This window comes from Pseudovibrio sp. WM33 (genome assembly GCF_001623165.1).
Taxonomy (GTDB): Bacteria; Pseudomonadota; Alphaproteobacteria; order Rhizobiales; family Stappiaceae; genus Pseudovibrio.
The window spans coordinates 189,993-208,951 of record NZ_LMCK01000055.1 but is presented as its reverse complement, the minus strand read 5'-3'; the positions used below and the strand labels follow the sequence as shown (position 1 = coordinate 208,951).

Below are 18,959 nucleotides of genomic sequence, written 5' to 3'. Positions count from 1 at the left end.
CTAATTTAAAGGCACAATCCGCCCAGTAACCCACATTCCTGATCGCATAAATTTCTTCACAGGTAATTCAGGAATATCTTCAGTCACTGTGGCTTATGCTCCTTTAAATCTCAGAAATCATCGAAACTAAGCCTCATTTACTTCACCAACACTCCCCAGACATTCAATCAAAGAGTCGCCAAGCAAAACCTGTCCGTCACGCTCTATAAATAACGCCTTAGCTTTGCTACCCTTGCGTTAGAAACGTAATTATAGGCTGCAAAACGAGTATTCTCAGACAGGCGCGCTTTATGCACGATCAAACCTCTCATTCACCTGACTTTGACGAACTAGACAGAATTGCCCCCAACAAGGCTGGGCGGCGAAACCTCCTGTTCGCTTTGATTGGAAACATCAATTACAGCTGGTCCAACAATGAGAGCACGTTCATCTACATCCTGCAGCATCTCATGCAGACCGACGAACTCACCGCAACTCTTGTCTTCGGCACTCTCAACACAACGAGGGCAAGGCTGGAACTGATAGAACGCCTGGCAGACGCAAAGCTAAAAAATGTTGCTCTCAAAAAGAAGCTGCGCCGCATTCTTCGCATCTTCAACGAAAGTACCCGGCTAAGAAATGAATTTAGCCACGCAACTTTCAAACAGAACCAGCAAGGCGAAATCACCCACACCCATTCCATGCGCATTCAACGCAAGAATGGACAGATCCAGCTCGGGGAAATCAAGGCAGTCGACGACGCGCGCATCACTCAAATGGGAAATGCAATCGAGAAGCTTGTGAAACTCAATCGTGAGATCTGGGCATTTCTACCCGAGCTGCAGCAAGCAATGACACATACAACAGAAACTGAGGAAGGTCAGAGATCAACCCATCTCCAACCTTCCTAATCTTATCTCTATGAAGAACTGTGCTTCCCGGCTGTAAGGCCAACCAGTCGGAAATATGCCCAATAAGGGACAAATCGTAGCAGTTTCAAAGCCGTAACAAGCGGGAAAGGAAACGCAATCTCAAAGCTCTTACGGTCAAGGCCTTTCTTGATCCGTTTGGCAGCCCCTTCTGCACTCACGATAAAGGGCATAGGCAACTTGCTACTTTCAGTCATCGCGGTCTTCACAAACCCGGGATTGATGACTGAAAGAGAGAGGTTCACCCGATCAAAACTCGGTTTCAACGCCTCACAAAGATTGATGAGCGCAGCTTTTGTAGGGCCATAACTTGCAGCGTAAGGCAGCCCTCCATACCCACTAAGCGAGGAAATGATGGCAACGTGCCCGGAGCCGCGTTCTTTCAGCAATGGGAACAAGTTATGTATGGTCCGCACAGCACCAAAATAGTTTGTATCCATCGCACTGACGCAGACTTCCTCGGTCAATGTAGAAAGTCCACCAATGTGAAAAACACCGGCGCAATAAAGCGTCAAATCAGGCAGGCTGGCATTTTCATCAAAATCGTGGGCGGCTTGAGCTATCTGCTCATTATCCGTTACATCAAGCGGTAAACTCGTCACTGATGTGTATGTTTCTTTCAGTGCTTCAAGTCGATCAACCCGACGGCCACTCGCAACAACCTGCCAACCATCATCTGCGTAAAGCTTGCAGAGCTCCTCACCAATCCCTGAAGTTGCCCCAATAATCCAGACAGTCTTTTTTCGAGATGTCATTCGCTCTCCCCCCAAAGCAACATTAGATTTCCCATGGGAGGAGCAAAGCATAGGTCTGGCTATTGCCGCAACAACTTCTGCGTGCTCACAGCACACCAGCTCTCGCTTTTGTTTATACTCGCCTCACAACTGGCAAGGCTACCAGCCTTAGAAACAAGCAACTGACCTTTCTCAATCCTGTTGAGATAAACGAAAAGCTCCGGCTTATCGCCTTCATCATCAGCACCCGGATGTTCAAACTCAGAGATCTGAGCCGAGCTTTGATGGCAACCAGCATAATGGATCTTAAAGCGCGGCTCCGCCAAAATTTCCTTCAACGCGACAATGCCTTGCTGACATTCCTCAACACTATCTTTCTCAACGTAGGAAGCACCCACCTCACCATTTGGCCCCGCTGAACTCAGCAAAAACATGAGAAGCACGGTTTTCATGTGATGATTTCCTTTAAAACAGCCCCATCGCAATTACGGCAGGGCTTTAAAAACTAGAAGCCGACACTCGCAGAAATTTTAAACGCCCGGCCCGGTGCAGTAAGTTCTTCGACTGACGGGTTATAGTCTTGGTCAAAGATGTTCTCGACAGCTGCATGCACTTTTAACCTGCGCTTTTCATCGAAATCGTAGGAAAAGCCACCTGCCAGGTTAAGCGTGGCAAAACCGTCCGCTTCATCGATACCACTGCCATCCTTCTGCCGATGCTCGCTGGAGAAGCGACTGTAAAGATCCGCATAGGCTTCAACTCCGTTATCAAAGGCCCAGGACTTCATCACGCCTAGACGGCCAGATACCAACGGCGTGTCGGTATCAAAGGTGTTGGTTGCTCCGGAACTAAATTGGCGCCGCATCAAAGTGATATTGGCATATGGTGTGACCGCCAACTCAGCAAACTGATAGGAAGCAGCAAGTTCAAGACCCCAAGTCTTAGCCGCATCAATATTCACGTAAATATCTGAGTTTGCAGTGCACTTTGAACCATGAACTGCTGCATCACAATCAACCGATGTGATGTAGTCCTTCGCATCGGTATAAAACGCGCTCGCATCAACAATCAAATTCCCGCTGTCGAAACGCGCACCAATCTCTGCGGTCATTGACGTCTCTGGATCAAGGTCAGCGTTACCATAGATTTTTCCAGCAGGAGAGAATACTGAGCCCAACGTGCTTTGGAGGAGTGTCGGATATACATATCCCTGAGACACATGCGCTCTTAGCGCAAAATTCTCAAAGCCCGTATAGTTTAGACCCAAAGCACCCACAAATGCCTGATCGCTCTCATCCTGATCACCTGCAGTGCCTTTATTCTCACTCGCAACGAAGTAATAACGGCCACCAGCAGTTAGCGTAAGATCATCATTCAGATCCCACTCATTCTGAAGGAACGCAGACAAAGTCGTAAGTTTGGCCTCATCTCGCTCTGTAATATTGACCGGGAAGACAGGTCCAGGAACGCTGATAGTGGTCGTGCCAGTGCTGAAACTATCCTTATCCAACTGATCCTGGACAGCCTGAAAGCCGATTGAGGTCAACATGTTGTCAAACAAGGTCAGATCAGCTTGCCCATTCAGGCCGAATGTAAGCAGTTCGCTCTCAGTCTTATTCTCACGCTTCAAAACTGGCGCTCCAGGAGGAGCCAGCTCATAGTCTACAAGAGCCACACGATCAATCTGCTGGACGTATCCATCCAAATGGATTTTAGCAATGCTCTCATTTACATCGGTAAAGTCATAGAATAGGCCAACTTTGGAACGGTCGCGCTTTGGCAAGTCCATATCAAACTGACGCATCACAAACCCGATATCAGCAGGATCGGTGTAAACCTCACTTTCCTGCTCAAATCGTTCAGCCTTGATACTAAATTTATGTTGGTCGCCAGTGTAGCCAACATAGGCCGTTACACTCTGGTTTTCAAAAGCACTACCTTCCAGCGTGCCATCTGCTGTTTCGCGATCACCATGTTTGGATTTGCTAGCAGAAAACCGATAGTCCCACTGATCAATAGTCCCAGCAGCTGAGCTGAACCCCGTAATACCATTAGTAGAGGAATCGAAGGTCGTTCCGATCTCAACCTGCACGGCACGATCGGCACCCTTCTTAGTGATAATATTTACAACGCCGCCAATAGCTTTCGAGCCATGCAGGACCGAGCCCGGGCCCTTCACCACTTCTATGCGTTCGATATCAGACGGGGAAATCAGAAATACAGCACCATAAGAAGTATGATCAGAGATCTCTTGCCCATCTACGAGCACAACATTTCGCGAAGATTCTTCACCACGAATGCTGATCCGCTTCATACCTGCAACGTTGCTATCAACAATCTTGATGCCAGGAACATCACGCAGAACTTCAGTTACACTATCTGCAACAGCCCGCTCAATCTGCTCGCTCTCCACCACAACAACGGAGCGGGTTACTTCATCCAGGCTTTGCTCACTACGCGAAGCTGTGACGACAATTGGCCCGAGCTCTTGTGGCTCTGTTTGCTCCTGAGAATATGCACCTGACTGCAGTGCGAGATAGCAGATTCCGGTCATCAAGCCGGAGACAAAACCCTTGGACATCCCTACAACCTTTAATATGAGTTAATTACTCATATTAAAGGATTGAGATATTTATCAATGTAAAAATAGCCACTCAAGTAAAATACATGAATATAATACTCATATTTGTGTCATTTTAAACACATCTCAGGTTGCTTCTCCTTACTTCATTTGATTTGGATCAAGCAATCACACAGACAAGAGCTTCTGGCAGATGACAATCAGCAGTTTCGTCAACGGCTGATTCGACTCACTTACTTTGGTAGGAGCAAAGAAAAACCCACCTTCGAGAACTCTCAAAGGTGGGTTACTACTCTAGCGCCCTATGCAACTAGCCTAAGCGATGCTTAGTCATAAACAGCAGAGACGTTCTCTTTGTAAGCTTCCAGCGCGTTGGCTGGCAGGCTGTGGGCGATGCCTTGGTGGCAATCAATACAGGTCTTGCCTTCCTTGAATGCATCAGAGTGAGCGGCAGAGGCACGACCTTCCTGAAGAACGAAGTCCATAGAGTTGAACTCATGACAGTTGCGGCACTCGCGACTATCGGTCTTCTTCATAGCAGTCCAAACATTAGTCGCCAGTTGAAGACGCTTCTCCTCAAACTTCTCCGGACTATCAATGGAGCCCAGAGCCTTGTGATATAGCTCTCTGGAAGCTTGTACTTTGCGAACCACCTTATGCACCCACTCTTTTGGCACATGACAGTCCGGGCATGTTGCCCGCACGCCAGATGCATTCGCATAGTGGGCCGTCTCAGTATACTCCGCATAAACATTTGCTTCCATCTCATGACAGCCGATGCAGAATTCTTCGGTATTCGTCATCTCCATGGACCAGTTGAAACTACCCCAAAAAACCACACCGACAACAACGCCAATCAGCAACAGAGCGCCTGCAGAAATTGTCGTTGCAGGATGTCTCAAAAACCGCCAGATCCGTTTGAACAAGCCAGGTCCCTGATCTTTACTGGGAATTGCGCCTTGATTGCTCATATTAAATTCCTCCAGTCAGAAGTGCCATCTAGCGTTCGCTTGACGGAGTAAATTCATTCTCCACCAGCGGATCAGCATCGACTTGAGGAACATGGCATTGCGTACAGAACCAGCGTGTACCTGCAACCCGGTCCAGCTGACGTCCTTCACGGTCTGCATAATGTGTCATGGACAAGGTTGGTGCTTTTTTCTCCCCTGCATTGGCCCAGTCATGGCACGTCAGACACTGGTTGATTTTCAGGTCAACCTGATAAGCCTCAGTCTTGTGTGGCACCAATGGTGGTTGCTGACGGAACTCACGGTTCACCCGAGTGTTTTGCGGGCGAGCAATCGGCTCGACGAAGACAGGTTCATCAACCTGTACACCCCGCAATGACTTTACCCCCTCTGCATGTGCGCTCAAGGCAGCAAAGCCGGTAAGGTGCAAAACCGCCATAATGGTGATAGCCTTCCAAGGCACTCCCGTTTTCATTTGTGACCTCCCATAGCTTTGGTCGTGACCGGATCGCGGGGGCCCGGTTCGATTGAAGTAGGTTGAATAAGTTGAGTATCGAAACGATGGATGAAACTGAAAACATCCAGATCGCATACGTCGATACAGCGACCACAAGACGTACAGTCTCGATTTACAATCAGCGGGGTATCATCCCCTTTGCCTCGCAAAGCCGGAGAGATTACGTGGATCTCGGGGCAAACTTCGAAGCAGTCCATACAGTCATCACAAGCATCCCGGTTCTTCGCAGAAACCCGCAGCAAGCTTTTGGTGTTGAGCAGCCCATAAACAGCCCCCATAGGACAAAGATGCCCACACCAACCATGCCGGGAGACAAAGGTGTCGAATAAAAACACCATCAACACCACAGCCCAGGCAAACCCCATGCCAAACACCAATCCGCGGTGCAGCAAGGTCACAGGATTAACCAGCTCATAAGCAAGAGAACCAGATCCGGCAGCAACCAGCAGCGTCATGGCCAGCACCCAATGTCGAGTGTGTTTTTTCGGTTGCCATCCTTTTTTCAGATCAAGCTTGCGGTGTAGCCAGTTGGCGCTGTCAGTCACCACGTTCATGGGACAAACCCATGAGCAATACAGCCGACCGCCAAACACGGCGTAAAAGCCAACCACAATGGCGACACCAATCAGACCTGTCAGTTCAGGCCAATGTCCTGTCACCATCGTCTGCAACAACAGGAAGGGATCTGTCAGCGGAAGAATATCCAGCGTCATACTGGAGGTCAGAGTTCCTTTGACAATCCAGAGGCCTGCCCACGGCCCTGCAAGGAAGAGAGCCAGAATGAGCAATTGCGAGCTCCGTCTCAGCAACAGAAACCTGTTGCGCAGCACCCAGCTTTTCCTCGTTTCTTTTGGCACATGAGTGTCTAATGCATGAGTGGTCATGGCCGCCCCTTCCCTGGCTGGAATACGGGCTCAAATCCACCAGCATCCGGCACACGATCAGGTAGATCAATCACACCGGGTACCAACGCATTTCCTGCCTTGGCTTTTTCCTCCCAACCAAGCCGGTAGTGCTCAGCACTCTCAGCTCTGGCAATGCGGCGAGGAAGAACCTTGATCGCAGATTCCGGCAGAACACACGACTTCTCACATTTGCCACAGCCTGTGCAGACGTCTGCATAGACTGTTGGCGAAAAGACTGCGTGACTACCGGTCCGCGTGTTTGGTGTCATTTCGAGCGTGATCGCTTCATCAATCAGCGGGCAAACCCGATAACAAACCTCACAACGCAAACCGAGGAAGTTAAGGCAGTTCTCCTGGTCGATCAGAACAGCCACACCCATATCAGCATCATCAATGTCGGTGAGAGAATGATCCAGAGCTCCTGTCGGACAGGCGGCAACACAAGGAATATCCTCACACATTTCACAAGGCACATCGCGGGCTGTAAAGTATGGCGTTCCTGTTGCCGGGCCAGTTTCACCAAGCTCAGCAAGTTTCAGCGTGTCATATGGGCAATCGCGAACGCATAGTCCGCACCGCACACAGGCACTCAAAAACTCATCTTCAGGAAGAGCTCCGGGCGGTCTGATGGCGTCGGCGGGAAAAGCCTTAGCCTGCGCCTGATAGACCGTCAGAAACGTCGCAGCAACAGCGCAGCCACACGCTGTGCGGGCCGCGTCGCCAAGAAACTGGCGACGCTTTGCACTGCTGAGGCCTGTCTTTTTGAGATCAGACATGGTTCTTATCCATTGCTGCTCAGAGGGTTGCTCTAAGCGCTTTCCACCTTACAAGCGCACTTTTTGTAGTCGGTTTCTTTCGAAATCGGACAAGTGGCATCGAGCGTAAGCTTGTTGGTCAACTGGTTTGCATCGAAGAAAGGCATGTAAACCAAGCCTTTTGGAACCTTGTTCCGGCCTCTGGTTTCCAGGCGTGTCAGCACTTCACCACGGCGAGTGGAGATAGTGACTTCCTGCCCTCTGCGAAGACCACGCTCCCGTGCATCTTGCGGATGCATAAATAGAACAGCAGACGGGAATGCCCGATGAAGCTCTGGGACGCGCTGCGTCATGGAGCCTGTATGCCAGTGTTCCAGCACACGTCCGGTGCAGAGCCAGAGGTCATATTCGTTGTCTGGCACTTCTGCTGGCGGCTCATAAGGTGCGAAAATGATATTCGCCTTGCCATCAGGCTTACCATAGAATTTAACGCCCTCGCCTTTTTTAACGTAAGGATCGTAACCTTCGCGGAAGCGATAAAGTGTTTCCTTGCCATCAACCACTGGCCAGCGGAGACCGCGTGCTTTGTGGTAGACATCAAAGTCAGCCAAGTCGTGCGCATGGCCACGCCCAAATCCGGCGTATTCTTCAAACAGTCCTTTTTGAACATAGAAGCCGAAGTCTTCGGACTCATGGTTATTGAAGCCTTCTTTGACTTCAGAGACCGGGAACTTATCGACAACACCGTTGGCATAAAGCACTTCAAAGAGTGTCTTGCCGCGCAACTCCGGCATTTTGGCAAGCAGTTCTTCAGGCCAGACTTCTTCTGTCTTGAAGTACTTGGAGAACTCCATAACCTGCCAGACGTCTGACATGGCTTCACCCGGAGCTTTCACTTGTTGACGCCAGAACTGGGTCCGACGCTCTGCGTTACCATAGGCCCCTTCTTTTTCCACCCACATGGCTGTTGGCAGAATAAGGTCCGCAGCCATTGCAGTGACCGTTGGATATGGATCAGAAACGACAATGAAGTTCTCAGGATTACGATACCCCGGCCAGCCTTCCTCATTCATATTAGGAGCTGCTTGCAGGTTGTTCGTACACTGAACCCAATAGGCATTCAGCTTGCCATCTTTAAGCATGCGATGATGCAGAACTGCATGGTAGCCAGGCTTGGCAGGTATTGTTCCTTCAGGAATTTTCCAGGCAGTCTCACAGATTTCACGGTGCTTAGGATTTTTGACCACCATATCTGCAGGCAGACGGTGCGCAAACGTTCCAACCTCACGGGCAGTACCACACGCAGATGGTTGACCAGTAAGGGAGAATGGACCATTGCCAGGCTCAGAGATCTTACCGGTCAGGAGATGAATGTTGTAGCAAAGGCTGTTCACCCAACTGCCGCGTGAGTGCTGGTTAAAGCCCATTGTCCAGAGAGACATCACCTTCCGGTTAGGATCAGCAAAGACCTTCGCCAGCTTCAGAAGCTTATCAGCAGGAACACCAGACATTTCTTCTGCATACTCAAGTGTATACTTGGAAACGAGCTGCTTATACTCCTCAAAGTCAATCTTGGAGATCTTACCGGAGCCTGCATTTTCAGCTGCCTGCTCGCGCGGATCATTCGGGCGCAAACCATAACCGATATCTGTCGCAGTTTTGGTGATGTTGACGTGCTTATTGACGAAGTCCCAGTTCACCGCATCATTTTCGATGATGTAGTTGGCGATGAAGTTGAGGATCACCAGATCGCTCTGTGGCGTAAACACCATGCCGTTGTCAGCAAGTTCAAAACAACGATGCTCAAAAGTAGAGAGCACATGAACTTCACAACCCGGTTTGGTCAGACGCGTATCTGTGATACGAGACCAAAGGATTGGGTGCATCTCAGCCATATTCGAGCCCCAAAGCACGAATGCATCGGCAAGCTCCATGTCATCATAGCAACCCATTGGCTCATCAATACCGAAGGTCCGAATAAAACCAGCCACAGCCGACGCCATGCAATGACGAGCATTAGGGTCAATATTATTGGAGCGCAGACCTGCCTTCATAAACTTGGAAGCAGCGTAACCTTCCCAGATAGTCCACTGACCAGAGCCAAACATACCAACTGCAGTTGGGCCTTTTTCCTTCAATGCGTCCTTAAACTTTTCGGACATGATAGTGAAAGCTTCATCCCAGGAGACAGGCTCAAACTCACCATGTTTGTCATAGACACCAGCGGTCTTGCGGAGCAGCGGCGTTGTCAGGCGATCCTTGCCGTACATGATCTTGGAAAGGAAATAGCCTTTGATACAGTTCAATCCGCGGTTCACTGGTGCATCAGGATCACCTTGGGTGGCGACAACACGGTCGTCTTTAACACCCACAAGGAGAGAGCAACCTGTTCCGCAAAAGCGGCAAACAGCCTTGTCCCAGCGTATATCGGAGGCTTTTCCCTGAGCCTCGGCGGACTTTGGTAAAGCGATGCCAGCCGCAGAAGCAGTTGCTGCAACCGCTGCTGACTTTATAATATCTCTGCGAGATGCCGTGATTGACATGTTTTGCCTCCCGTTAGGCCGCCTTCAAGTCAGGGTCGGTGTTTGGTTCGAATTGATGATAGGTAAGACCAGCGGATACGACGCCCGGCGTCCGGTGAATTTCCAGCACCTGCTGATCAGCGAAGGACTCTTCCGTATCCTCTGCAGTCACAACAAGCTGGCTCGTATCCTCTTTGGTGATATGAACTTCCACGCCCGGCAGGGCGGACAATGCTTCAGAAACCTCTTGGGTTTTTCCCGCTAAGCAACTAACGAGAACGCCGCAAATGTTCATAGAACCTCCTCTTGGAGTTTAATTTCGCGCATTTCGATGGATCCATTGGAACAGGCAACAAGGCAGGCACCGCACCCGGTACAGGCTTCACCGTCCAAATCAGGAATTTGCTGGCCGCCTAGGCCAAGGTGAAATCGGATTGCCCTCATCTCACAAAAGTCCACGCAGGCCCGGCACGCGATCTTTTGATAAGAAAGGCAGTTGGAGCCGATCGTTGCTTTTATTGCCCAGGCTGCAGCTTCGGTCTTGACCAGAGCTCCCTCTTTGCAAACGTCGACGCACGCTTCGCAGAAGGTGCAGGGCCCCACCCCAAAATCGACAACAGCCAATCTACTCCGCTCAGAAATTCGAAGGATCTTTTCAGGACACGCCGAAACACAATCACCGCAACCGGTGCATACATCGGAAAATTCAACTTCACTAATACTGTAAGGTGGACACGGCTTATCCTCCGCATACTTGGACATACCAAGAAAATGCCGCCTTCCCATCTGCGTTTGCATGATAGAATCAACTTCTTAACTGAACTGAGAAAAATATATCAACGAGATTACTTTTATATTTTGATTGCAATCAAATTGAATGCTTCATATATACTGGCACGAATAAATCAAGATTTAAATTTAACTTGAGTTTACATCTCACATTTCCGTGATAATTTAGCTTTTGTCCATATTTCAAATTACTTCAAACTAAACTAATTTAGTGATTTCTGAAGTAAAGTCAGTGCGTTCATCAGAGCACCTCAAAATTCGGACCTGAAACCAACTATTTTAAAGCTGAAATTTTGTACTGCTTTTCTGAAGGCCAGAGCACTTTGCAAAACGAGTGAGCGCACACAAAAACGCAAAGATTACAGTGGATTTCCACGTACTTTTTCTTTGTCGTGCATGGATGGTTTTTGCAAGTGATTTGCACTCTCAACTCCGGTCAAAATCGTGGGTGATTTGCTCAGAAATCGATCGATAATTCAAAACCTGCTACGACGGCGTTAGAAATCTTTCGCCGTCCATCGGGATTGATAACGTATTGCAAATCTGCAGTCCAATAAGCCCACGGCGCTAGTTGGAATCTATGATTTACTTCCACAACCATTTCATATGATTGGCCCGCAAGATCTTCACTAAACAGTCCCCAAATCACACCCAAAGCAGTAACGTCCTCATCCCGGTCAGGAAATAATCCTCGGTAATAAAGCCCTGCGTTCCCCCCCCAGGGAAACGTATTTACGCGCTGTTCAGGTGCAAACGTAACAACTCCCCAAACCATCAGTCCTTGGTCACCGCTTTCTCGATAAACCATTTGATCCGCGATTGCGTAAAGTCCCCAATTTCCAGCCTTTTTCAAAGCTGGATCAGCTAGAAGTGTGTAATCACTGCTATCGTAGTACCCACCAAGATGATAACGACCGGGCAACCCCCAGCCTATCTTATCTTTACCAACAAATAGTCCGCCTTGGCCGATATAAAGAATCCCATCTTCAGGATTGAATCTGAAGTTAAAACCACGATCTGCATTAATTAACGCATCCGCCGATGCATTGTAGAGGCCTCCCGATACATAAAGGAAAGGCGACATTAAGTACCTGCCGTAGAGTCCCCATTGGTTGAAGGGATCAGTCGTAAAGGAATGAATATTCACACCAATCTGCGACGGTGTCCCATTTGCTCCATTGTTTACGTAGTAGTGAAAGGCTTCGGTGCCAGCAAAAGACTTTCCGACAGTTAATCGACCGAATTCGATGTCCACGGCCTCATCCCAAAGAGTTTGTGAGAATTTCAACTGCGAAAGGCCAAAGATTTTACCTATAAACGCTTGGTTAACATCAAACTTATTTCCAATTGTTTCTGCCGAGAGATCTTGGCCTAGTCCTTGCGAAAATCCAAATCCAAATTTAGCTCCTTTCCAGCCTACGATCCTTTCCAGATTTAATTCAATGCTGCTGATGAAAGCGCCTGAGTATGCTCTTCCCTGAGAAAGTCCTCCAACAGGATTAGCCAGGAAATCACTTACTAAATTCGAAAAGAATTCAACTCCTTCCTGCTTTAGATTTGTCCTGACCCCTCCCCAGTCACCTGTTGCTTTGTCCCATTTTTCCCAACCTAAGGGCCAATGCCCTGTCTCCGCTTTTGCTATTCTCAAAAAGTTTGTAGGAAAGCAATGGCACGCCAGCAGCATCCAACAACAGCTTACAACACACACAAATACTTTCTGGGCAGAAGCGAATTTCAACTGTTGCCTCTCCTGTCAGGAAACACCAAATCAGATGGAACGCAGCACAACTCCAGTGGAATAACGCTATGCTGGCACATTAATTTTTGCTTCTGAATTGATAAAACTATCAATCAGAACAATCAGATGGCCACAGCGCACAAAAAAAGCGCGATCTTTGTAGATCGCGCTCGACTTCCGATGCTCGCAAAACAGATGGTTAGTCCAGCAAACCATCCGATTTATCCATGAGGTAACGGATATGTTTTGCAAAGGGATACGCAAACGGATAGCCCAAAACAACACCGCCAGCCATCGCAAGATAAGGTGACATCACCGGCCATCCAACCCATGAGAAAATCAGCGATAAAAAGAACAGGTTGATACCGACCGCTCCAATACCCAGTGGGTAGAGGTAGAGCGCCAACCTTCTTACACTGATGCGATTGCTGAGGTCTTCTTCACTCATCTGCCTTTTACAACCCGATGTACGACATAAAGTGAGACAACCAGCATAACAGTTGCGAGACCAAACCACAGCTCAGCAGTCGCACTTTGCGGCTGAGGCACAGGACGCTGGTATCCGGAAATTGCAGCCATCGCGGACAAAGGCAGCAGACCTGCCATAAAGCCCATAACCATATAGAAAAGCTTCATAATCTAATACTCCCTTGTCAGGCTTCTATAGATATCCGGTAGCGCACGTGTCAGACGTTCCGGATTTGGGAAGAGCGTATAACCACCTTTGCCAAAGATACGGGCAAACCAATCCTGCCCATCCTCGTCAACAATCACACCATGAACGGCCATGCCCAGTTTGCGGGCTTCACGAACAGCCATGTGGCTGTCTTCAATTCCATGAATGCCTTCATAGTGATCAAGATCGTTCGGCTTTCCATCTGTTAGTACAATCAAAAGCTTCCGCTGTGTTTGCTGCAAGGCAAGCTGCGCAGTGGTATGCCGGATCGCCGCTCCCAAACGGGTGTAGTAACACGGCTTGAGTCCGCCAATCTTGGCAATCACCTCATCCGTCATCGGCTCATTGAAGTCTTTGGCTTTGTTCATGAAAACCCGGTCGCGTTTCAATGAAGAAAAGCCCCAGACCCCCAGATGATCGCCACTCGCATCAACTCCGCCGGACAAAGCAGCAAGCGCGGCCCCAGCAATCTCGATAACATTGGAATCGCCAACCGCACTCTCAGTAGAACGGGATGTATCGAGCAACATCGCAACGGATAGATCGCGCTCAACCGCACGTGAATCCTGGAAAATCCGATCGGATGCGTAACCTGAAGCCTTTAGATCAACCTGAGCCGTCACCAAAGCATCCAGATCCAGCTCGCTGCCTTCAGCCTGACGCATCTGCATGATCCGCTTTGGACGCAATGCTTCAAACTGGCGCTTCACCTGTCGAATACGGCGCTTATGGTAAGGATCCGTCAGCAGCACGCTCTCATAATCAGGCTCGGCATCCTTCTCCAGAACTCGGCAATGATCTTCCAAAAACTTACGTTGACGGTGATCCCACTCAGGATATGTGAACTTGTCGGAAAGGCGTTCGTGGTCTGCATCTTCTGGAGACAAATCCAGATGCAGTCGCAACCGTGTCGCTGCTTTCCTCTGATTTTTCGAAAGGCTGATGTAATCTTGGTCATCAGCAGCTTTCTGCGCATTTTCCTCTTCGTCGTCATCGGTACTGCGATTGAGGTTCATGCTTTCTACCCAGGAGAGGATCGCCTCAAACCGGTGTAGAATAAAACTGTCTTTACGATCCGCCTGCTCCCGCTTTTCACGTTTAGCTTTGCGTTTCGTTGTTGCACTTGATCCTTGCGGAGTTGGCGGCGCTTGCTCATCTGAGCGTTCTTCACCACGTTCACCGTTGACCAACTCGCTGGAAACCCAGATCGGCACAGGCGCAAAGGTGCAATATGCGTGCGGAGCTGTCAGCTTCCAGCGCTCATCAACACATTCCATCGCCTTGCGAATTGTTGCACTTGTGCTGGTGACAGCCCGCGGCCCGCCAAGCAACTCCAAAACAATGGCTTCAACTGCAGCTTCCCATTCAGGAAGGCTTGGACGCTTACGGGTTTGCAGAAGAAACTCGCAGGACTGGAGGAAGAAATCATGGAGACCAACGCACTTGTCCCAAACACGTTCGATCGCCTGTTTGGCCAAAGCCAATGCCTGAACATCCGCCTGCAACGGATCCTCTGGTTTTGCCTGCACATCGCAGTTCGCTGCAAATGCAGCAAGCCAGATGTAATGGGCCCGGTTCATTTCGACCTCTGGAAAAACGCCAAGAATCGGAGGAAGTCTCAAACGCTCGCCGTCGAACTCTGGCAGAAAGATTATTTCTGCAGCATTGCCGAGCTTACGCTTTACGGGCATGCGATAGGTTGAAGCCGTCGCCGGAGCTTGACTGATCTCGACTTTAGCTTCACCACCTAACCCGCGAAACACCACTTGCACGGAGGTGCGAAGCTTAGCCAGCTCGACCTCCACATCCTCATGGTGCACTGGAGCACCCAGGCTTGAAGCATAATCATGCCACAGATTACCTACGGCTTCTTCAGGCTCTAAAAACTCCAGTATTTGCTCTTTCATCAGACTCACCCGTAAACAACTGCGATCAAATCACGAAGCGCAACCTGAACATCAGGCTCATCACTCAGTGGCTCAACAACAGAGTATTGCAGTGCTTTCTCGACTGGCATACCACCAGCAATCAGGGATGCAGCATAAATCAGCAAGCGAGTGGAAACACCCTCTTCCAGATCCAGGCTGGAAAGACCACGGATATGGCCGGCAAGACGAACCAAGGATTTGGAACGCTCAACATCCAGTCCGCTTTCTTTAGCAACGACCTGTATCTCGGTTTCCGCATCAGGAAAATCGAAGGTCGTGGAGAGGAAGCGCTGCCGTGTGGAAGGCTTCATCTGCTTCAAAACGTTCTGATAGCCGGGGTTGTAGCTGGCAACGAGCATAAAGTTCGGTGGAGCTTGCAGCTCTTCGCCAGTTCTCTCAATGATGAGACGACGACGGTTATCGGTCAACGGGTGCAAAACAACCGCAACGTCTTTCCGTGCTTCAATCACTTCATCAAGATAGCAGATCGCACCTTCGCGAACAGCGCGGGTCAGCGGGCCATCAACCCACTCAGTCACACCACCTTTAAGCAGGTAACGACCAATCAGGTCTGCTGCGGAAAGATCATCGTGGCAAGCCACGGTGTAGATCGGGCGACCCAGCTTTGTGGCCATGTGTTCCACAAAGCGGGTTTTACCGCAGCCCGTCGGCCCCTTCAAAAGAAGGGGCAGACCTTTGTTAAAAGCCGTTTCAAATAATGCACATTCATCGGCGATAGGCTGATAATAGGGCACATCAAAAACGTGGTTCTGTACAGTCATTAACGACCACCTTCCAGAACTGCTTGGGCTTCAGGAGTACTACCGGTCGTTGGTTTGGAACCAGAGTTCGCTGTGAACAATTCCTTGCGCGGTACGAGCAGGGAGTAGATGAACAGCAGAGCACCAATCACAACAGCCGCACCAGCACCGAAGCGCATGATGTAGAACACTGTCAGCTGGTCCTGTACGGACATGAAGTCTTCACCAACAACACGCTGCATGTGTGTCTGGATGGTTCCGGCAAATGTCAGTACGAAGGTCATAAAGGACATACCACCAGTCATGAGCCAGAAGCTGCCCATGTTGAGAACCTGGTTGTATGGGTTACGACCCTTAAGCAATGGCATTGCGTAAGTGAAGATCGCAAGGTTCAGAGCAACGTATGCGCCGAAGAAGGCAAGGTGACCGTGCGCTGCAGTGATCTGTGTACCATGTGAGTAGAAGTTCACACCGTGCAGAGTATGCAGGAAGCCCCATACGCCAGCGCCGAAGAACGCGACAGTTGCGGAACCAAGTGACCACAGCAGAGCTGCTTTGTTTGGATGGTTCTTACGACCTTTCCAGACCATGACGAAGGAGAAGGTCATCATCAGGAAGAATGGTATGACTTCTAAAGTAGAGAAGACGGAACCAATCCACTGCCAGTAGCCGGGCAAGCCGATCCAATAATAGTGGTGTCCTGTACCAAGAATACCGGAGAAAAGAGCAGTTGCTACGATGATGTAGAGCCACTTCTCGATCACTTCACGGTCAACACCGGTGAGTTTCAGCATCAGGAAGCCAAGGATGGAAGCCATCACAAGTTCCCAGGTACCTTCTACCCAAAGGTGAACAACGTACCACCAGTACATTTTATCAAGGCTCAGGTTGTCTGGGTTGTAGAATGCAAACAGCCACAGCAGGGAAAGAGCCCAAAGGCCAATCACCAGAATGTTTGTGATCGCAGTCTTACGACCTTTCAACACAGTCATTGAGATGTTGAAGAGGAAGATCAACGCAGCAACAAGAATGCCGACTTTAACCCAGAGCGGCTGCTCGAGGAATTCACGGCCTTCATGGATGCCCATGATGTAACTGACGACAGCACCCAGTGTACCAACCACAAGAATGATCAGCTGAATGTAAGCGAGCTTAACGGAGTGGATCTCACGTTCGCTCTCTTCCGGGATGATGAAGTAAGCCGCACCAAAGAAGCCGAGCAGAAGCCAGACGATCAGTGCGTTGGTGTGCAACATGCGAACGATGTTGAACGGCAGCAACTCCGAAAGGAAGTTAGGTGCAACATAAATCCAGCCAGCGAGCAAGCCGCCCAGAACCTGGATTGCGAATAGGCCAAGCGCAGCTACGAAGTAAGCATACGCGACTTTTTGAGAACTGTATTTCATAATACCACCCCTTAACCAGCGTCGTTCGGTGGCCAGCCTTGCGTGTTGGTCTTGTCAGCCCAACGCAAGAATTCAGAGAGGCCGCGGACTTCTTCTTTGGTCAGATCGAAGAAAGGCATCTGGCGACGGCCTTCGATGCGGCTCGGTTGAGCTTCCATCCAGGAGCCCAGAGTCTCAGCTGCATCATCCGGATCATCCAGCACGCCCCAACGTGTCATCACATTGCCGACTTCAGGAGCGAAGTAAGCGCCTTCCCCGTGCAACGTATGGCAGTTGATACAAGCGTTCTTTTCCCAAACGTGCTTACCAAGTATCACTTCGTCAGTAAGCTCTGCCTTCGACGTCGATTCATTCACGACGTAAAGGTGGCTGTCGATTGAGAGCACGGCAAATATGCCTATGAAGAACAACGATCCCCCATAAAAAATATTTCGTGCCCGCGATTTTGTAAGGAATTCTGACATCTACGGAATCCTATCGTGGTTACGGTCCCGAAGATGATAAAATTGACGCCACTGGGGAAGTTTGTGCTAGAACAACCTATTCGGCAATTACCGGATATACGAGAAAAACACGTTTAAAAACAATAGGATATAAAATCGAGAATACTGGTATTTATGCCTAGTAACACTCAGTCAAACGCTCAGCAGCATTCAGGAGTCAGCCATTGGGTCTAAATCAGCCAGAGTCTTCAGCTTATTCATCTCCGTCACGGTGACCTTTTTGCGCCCGCTGTTCACAATTCCCTGTTTTTCCCAAGCGCTTAGCAAACGGCTGACAGTGTACAAAGTTGTACCGGTCATCTCAGAGATATTCTGACGTGTGAGAGGAAAATCAATTTCCATTCCCTCATCGGTGGTGCGGCTGCTTTGGATTGCAAGCCTCAGCAAAGCACGTGCAACACGCTGCTCAACCTGCTGTGTTGCCAGTTCCAGAATGTGGTTGTTCGCTTCAGAGATACGTTCTCCGACGGTTTTGTAGGTTTCCGTCGCAAATCCATCGTACTTTTCGACAAACGTCTTCCAGAGGCTTGTCGGCCAGAACAGCACAAGGCAGTCATCAATCGCCACAGCACTGGCTGGATAAGTCGTCCTGCCAATTGCGGACGCAATACCCATAAGCTCGCCACTAACGATGTGACGTGCAATCACCTGATCTCCGGAAGCCGTGGTGCGAATAACGCGCACATGACCGTCCAGCAGCAGGAAAAACCTTTCCGCTGGCTCATGCTCTTCGAAAATAGCTTGCCCCGCGCTGAAACGCTTTGGCGTCGCTGCGTCCAAAATCTCTCTGATATCAACGCGTTCCAGCTTTCGGAACGGAGGAATATGGGAAATAAGATTTTCGTCAAGACTTCTCAAAGAAGACACCGTAGATCAATTAGAAAACACCCAAGCCAATCTGCGAGTGTTTCAGCTTATGTACTCGTAGGATTAAGCCGGTTGGTTATAACAGAAAACATTAAGAAATTCACAGTGAACTCATTGGTGTAAGCCATTTTCTGCACATGAGTTCCAACTATCATATAGGCGCTACGTTTTTCTCCACCAACGAGTTAGTTTTTAACGGTTTTTTGAAAGGAAATTTGCGTCAGGAAGGGATGAAAGCCGCCCGGTGCAGGAGCAAAAAAAAGACGCAAAGAGAATCAGAGATCTATCAGAAATTCATAAAGTGTCGTTGCCTTTCGGCAAAGACACTCTCTTTGAGAAAGAGGAGCTGCACTGTCCTAAACAACAAAAGCCCCACCACAAGGGCGGGGCTTTCAGTAGTC

At 49.4% G+C, this 18,959-nt stretch carries 19 protein-coding genes; 1 reads left to right on the top strand and 18 read right to left on the bottom strand.

Annotated features, from left to right (window positions below; genetic code table 11):
- Positions 1–290 precede the first annotated feature (290 nt).
- On the top strand, positions 291–890 hold the full coding sequence (locus PsWM33_RS10735; protein WP_063294044.1) for a hypothetical protein: 600 nt from the start codon (positions 291–293) through the stop codon (positions 888–890).
- An 8-nt stretch (positions 891–898) separates the two neighbouring features.
- Here PsWM33_RS10735 and PsWM33_RS10730 read toward each other — a convergent pair whose 3' ends face one another.
- From PsWM33_RS10730 to PsWM33_RS10645, 18 genes are all read right to left on the bottom strand, one after another.
- A complete protein-coding gene (locus PsWM33_RS10730) occupies positions 899–1,663 on the bottom strand; it encodes an SDR family NAD(P)-dependent oxidoreductase (RefSeq protein ID WP_063300198.1) in 765 nt (254 codons plus the stop codon).
- A gap of 59 nt (positions 1,664–1,722) precedes the next feature.
- Positions 1,723–2,094, bottom strand: coding sequence for a hypothetical protein (locus tag PsWM33_RS10725; protein ID WP_063294046.1), 372 nt, complete (start codon positions 2,092–2,094; stop codon positions 1,723–1,725).
- A 53-nt stretch (positions 2,095–2,147) separates the two neighbouring features.
- Entirely contained in the window at positions 2,148–4,223 is a 2,076-nt protein-coding gene (locus PsWM33_RS10720) for a TonB-dependent receptor plug domain-containing protein (protein ID WP_063300197.1), read from the bottom strand.
- A 326-nt stretch (positions 4,224–4,549) separates the two neighbouring features.
- Positions 4,550–5,194 (bottom strand): NapC/NirT family cytochrome c, encoded by a 645-nt coding sequence (locus PsWM33_RS10715; protein WP_063300196.1) that lies wholly within the window; start codon positions 5,192–5,194, stop codon positions 4,550–4,552.
- 28 nt (positions 5,195–5,222) lie between these two features.
- Positions 5,223–5,666, bottom strand: coding sequence for a nitrate reductase cytochrome c-type subunit (locus PsWM33_RS10710; protein WP_208994511.1), 444 nt, complete (start codon positions 5,664–5,666; stop codon positions 5,223–5,225).
- Positions 5,663–6,592, bottom strand: a complete 930-nt coding sequence (napH, locus tag PsWM33_RS10705; RefSeq protein ID WP_063300195.1) for a quinol dehydrogenase ferredoxin subunit NapH — start codon at positions 6,590–6,592, stop codon at positions 5,663–5,665. The genes PsWM33_RS10710 and napH overlap by 4 nt, the downstream gene beginning before the upstream one ends.
- The gene (gene napG / locus PsWM33_RS10700; RefSeq protein WP_063300194.1) at positions 6,589–7,389 is read right to left on the bottom strand and encodes a ferredoxin-type protein NapG; all 801 of its coding nucleotides are present in this window, start codon (positions 7,387–7,389) and stop codon (positions 6,589–6,591) included. Before napG ends, napH begins: the two co-directional genes overlap by 4 nt.
- A gap of 32 nt (positions 7,390–7,421) precedes the next feature.
- Complete coding sequence (napA, locus tag PsWM33_RS10695; RefSeq protein ID WP_063300193.1) at positions 7,422–9,911, bottom strand: nitrate reductase catalytic subunit NapA; 2,490 nt, start codon at positions 9,909–9,911, stop codon at positions 7,422–7,424.
- Between the two features lie 13 nt (positions 9,912–9,924).
- Positions 9,925–10,185: a chaperone NapD gene (locus PsWM33_RS10690; RefSeq protein WP_063290102.1), complete on the bottom strand. Its 261-nt coding sequence runs from the start codon at positions 10,183–10,185 to the stop codon at positions 9,925–9,927.
- Positions 10,182–10,652 carry a ferredoxin-type protein NapF gene (napF, locus tag PsWM33_RS28855; RefSeq protein WP_446737447.1) on the bottom strand — a complete coding sequence of 157 codons (471 nt, stop codon included), beginning with the start codon at positions 10,650–10,652 and terminating at the stop codon, positions 10,182–10,184. The genes PsWM33_RS10690 and napF overlap by 4 nt, the downstream gene beginning before the upstream one ends.
- A 484-nt stretch (positions 10,653–11,136) precedes the next feature.
- Entirely contained in the window at positions 11,137–12,417 is a 1,281-nt protein-coding gene (locus PsWM33_RS10680; RefSeq protein WP_208994510.1) for a carbohydrate porin, read from the bottom strand.
- 199 nt (positions 12,418–12,616) lie between these two features.
- Positions 12,617–12,865 carry a hypothetical protein gene (locus tag PsWM33_RS10675; protein WP_057461267.1) on the bottom strand — a complete coding sequence of 83 codons (249 nt, stop codon included), beginning with the start codon at positions 12,863–12,865 and terminating at the stop codon, positions 12,617–12,619.
- Positions 12,862–13,053: a hypothetical protein gene (locus PsWM33_RS10670; protein WP_063300191.1), complete on the bottom strand. Its 192-nt coding sequence runs from the start codon at positions 13,051–13,053 to the stop codon at positions 12,862–12,864. Before PsWM33_RS10670 ends, PsWM33_RS10675 begins: the two co-directional genes overlap by 4 nt.
- A gap of 3 nt (positions 13,054–13,056) precedes the next feature.
- Positions 13,057–15,000: a nitric oxide reductase activation protein NorD gene (locus PsWM33_RS10665; RefSeq protein ID WP_193778390.1), complete on the bottom strand. Its 1,944-nt coding sequence runs from the start codon at positions 14,998–15,000 to the stop codon at positions 13,057–13,059.
- Between the two features lie 5 nt (positions 15,001–15,005).
- Positions 15,006–15,803 carry a CbbQ/NirQ/NorQ/GpvN family protein gene (locus PsWM33_RS10660; protein WP_063300189.1) on the bottom strand — a complete coding sequence of 266 codons (798 nt, stop codon included), beginning with the start codon at positions 15,801–15,803 and terminating at the stop codon, positions 15,006–15,008.
- Entirely contained in the window at positions 15,803–17,188 is a 1,386-nt protein-coding gene (locus PsWM33_RS10655; RefSeq protein WP_057461264.1) for a cbb3-type cytochrome c oxidase subunit I, read from the bottom strand. The genes PsWM33_RS10660 and PsWM33_RS10655 overlap by 1 nt, the downstream gene beginning before the upstream one ends.
- An 11-nt stretch (positions 17,189–17,199) precedes the next feature.
- Positions 17,200–17,652, bottom strand: a complete 453-nt coding sequence (locus PsWM33_RS10650; RefSeq protein WP_063300188.1) for a c-type cytochrome — start codon at positions 17,650–17,652, stop codon at positions 17,200–17,202.
- Positions 17,653–17,841: 189 nt separating this feature from the next.
- A complete protein-coding gene (locus PsWM33_RS10645) occupies positions 17,842–18,558 on the bottom strand; it encodes a Crp/Fnr family transcriptional regulator (RefSeq protein WP_063300187.1) in 717 nt (238 codons plus the stop codon).
- Positions 18,559–18,959 lie beyond the last annotated feature (401 nt).

Coding starts and splice junctions, on each gene's coding strand:
- PsWM33_RS10655 (WP_057461264.1), bottom strand. CDS start 17,188: ATGAAATACAGTTCTCAAAAAGTCGCGTATGCTTACTTCGTAGCTGCG.
- PsWM33_RS10660 (WP_063300189.1), bottom strand. CDS start 15,803: ATGACTGTACAGAACCACGTTTTTGATGTGCCCTATTATCAGCCTATC.
- PsWM33_RS10670 (WP_063300191.1), bottom strand. CDS start 13,053: ATGAAGCTTTTCTATATGGTTATGGGCTTTATGGCAGGTCTGCTGCCT.
- PsWM33_RS10725 (WP_063294046.1), bottom strand. CDS start 2,094: ATGAAAACCGTGCTTCTCATGTTTTTGCTGAGTTCAGCGGGGCCAAAT.
- napF (WP_446737447.1), bottom strand. CDS start 10,652: ATGTCCAAGTATGCGGAGGATAAGCCGTGTCCACCTTACAGTATTAGT.
- PsWM33_RS10665 (WP_193778390.1), bottom strand. CDS start 15,000: ATGAAAGAGCAAATACTGGAGTTTTTAGAGCCTGAAGAAGCCGTAGGT.
- PsWM33_RS10650 (WP_063300188.1), bottom strand. CDS start 17,652: ATGTCAGAATTCCTTACAAAATCGCGGGCACGAAATATTTTTTATGGG.
- napH (WP_063300195.1), bottom strand. CDS start 6,592: ATGACCACTCATGCATTAGACACTCATGTGCCAAAAGAAACGAGGAAA.
- PsWM33_RS10715 (WP_063300196.1), bottom strand. CDS start 5,194: ATGAGCAATCAAGGCGCAATTCCCAGTAAAGATCAGGGACCTGGCTTG.
- napA (WP_063300193.1), bottom strand. CDS start 9,911: ATGTCAATCACGGCATCTCGCAGAGATATTATAAAGTCAGCAGCGGTT.
- napG (WP_063300194.1), bottom strand. CDS start 7,389: ATGTCTGATCTCAAAAAGACAGGCCTCAGCAGTGCAAAGCGTCGCCAG.
- PsWM33_RS10730 (WP_063300198.1), bottom strand. CDS start 1,663: ATGACATCTCGAAAAAAGACTGTCTGGATTATTGGGGCAACTTCAGGG.
- PsWM33_RS10690 (WP_063290102.1), bottom strand. CDS start 10,185: ATGAACATTTGCGGCGTTCTCGTTAGTTGCTTAGCGGGAAAAACCCAA.
- PsWM33_RS10675 (WP_057461267.1), bottom strand. CDS start 12,865: ATGAGTGAAGAAGACCTCAGCAATCGCATCAGTGTAAGAAGGTTGGCG.
- PsWM33_RS10735 (WP_063294044.1), top strand. CDS start 291: ATGCACGATCAAACCTCTCATTCACCTGACTTTGACGAACTAGACAGA.
- PsWM33_RS10710 (WP_208994511.1), bottom strand. CDS start 5,666: ATGAAAACGGGAGTGCCTTGGAAGGCTATCACCATTATGGCGGTTTTG.
- PsWM33_RS10720 (WP_063300197.1), bottom strand. CDS start 4,223: ATGTCCAAGGGTTTTGTCTCCGGCTTGATGACCGGAATCTGCTATCTC.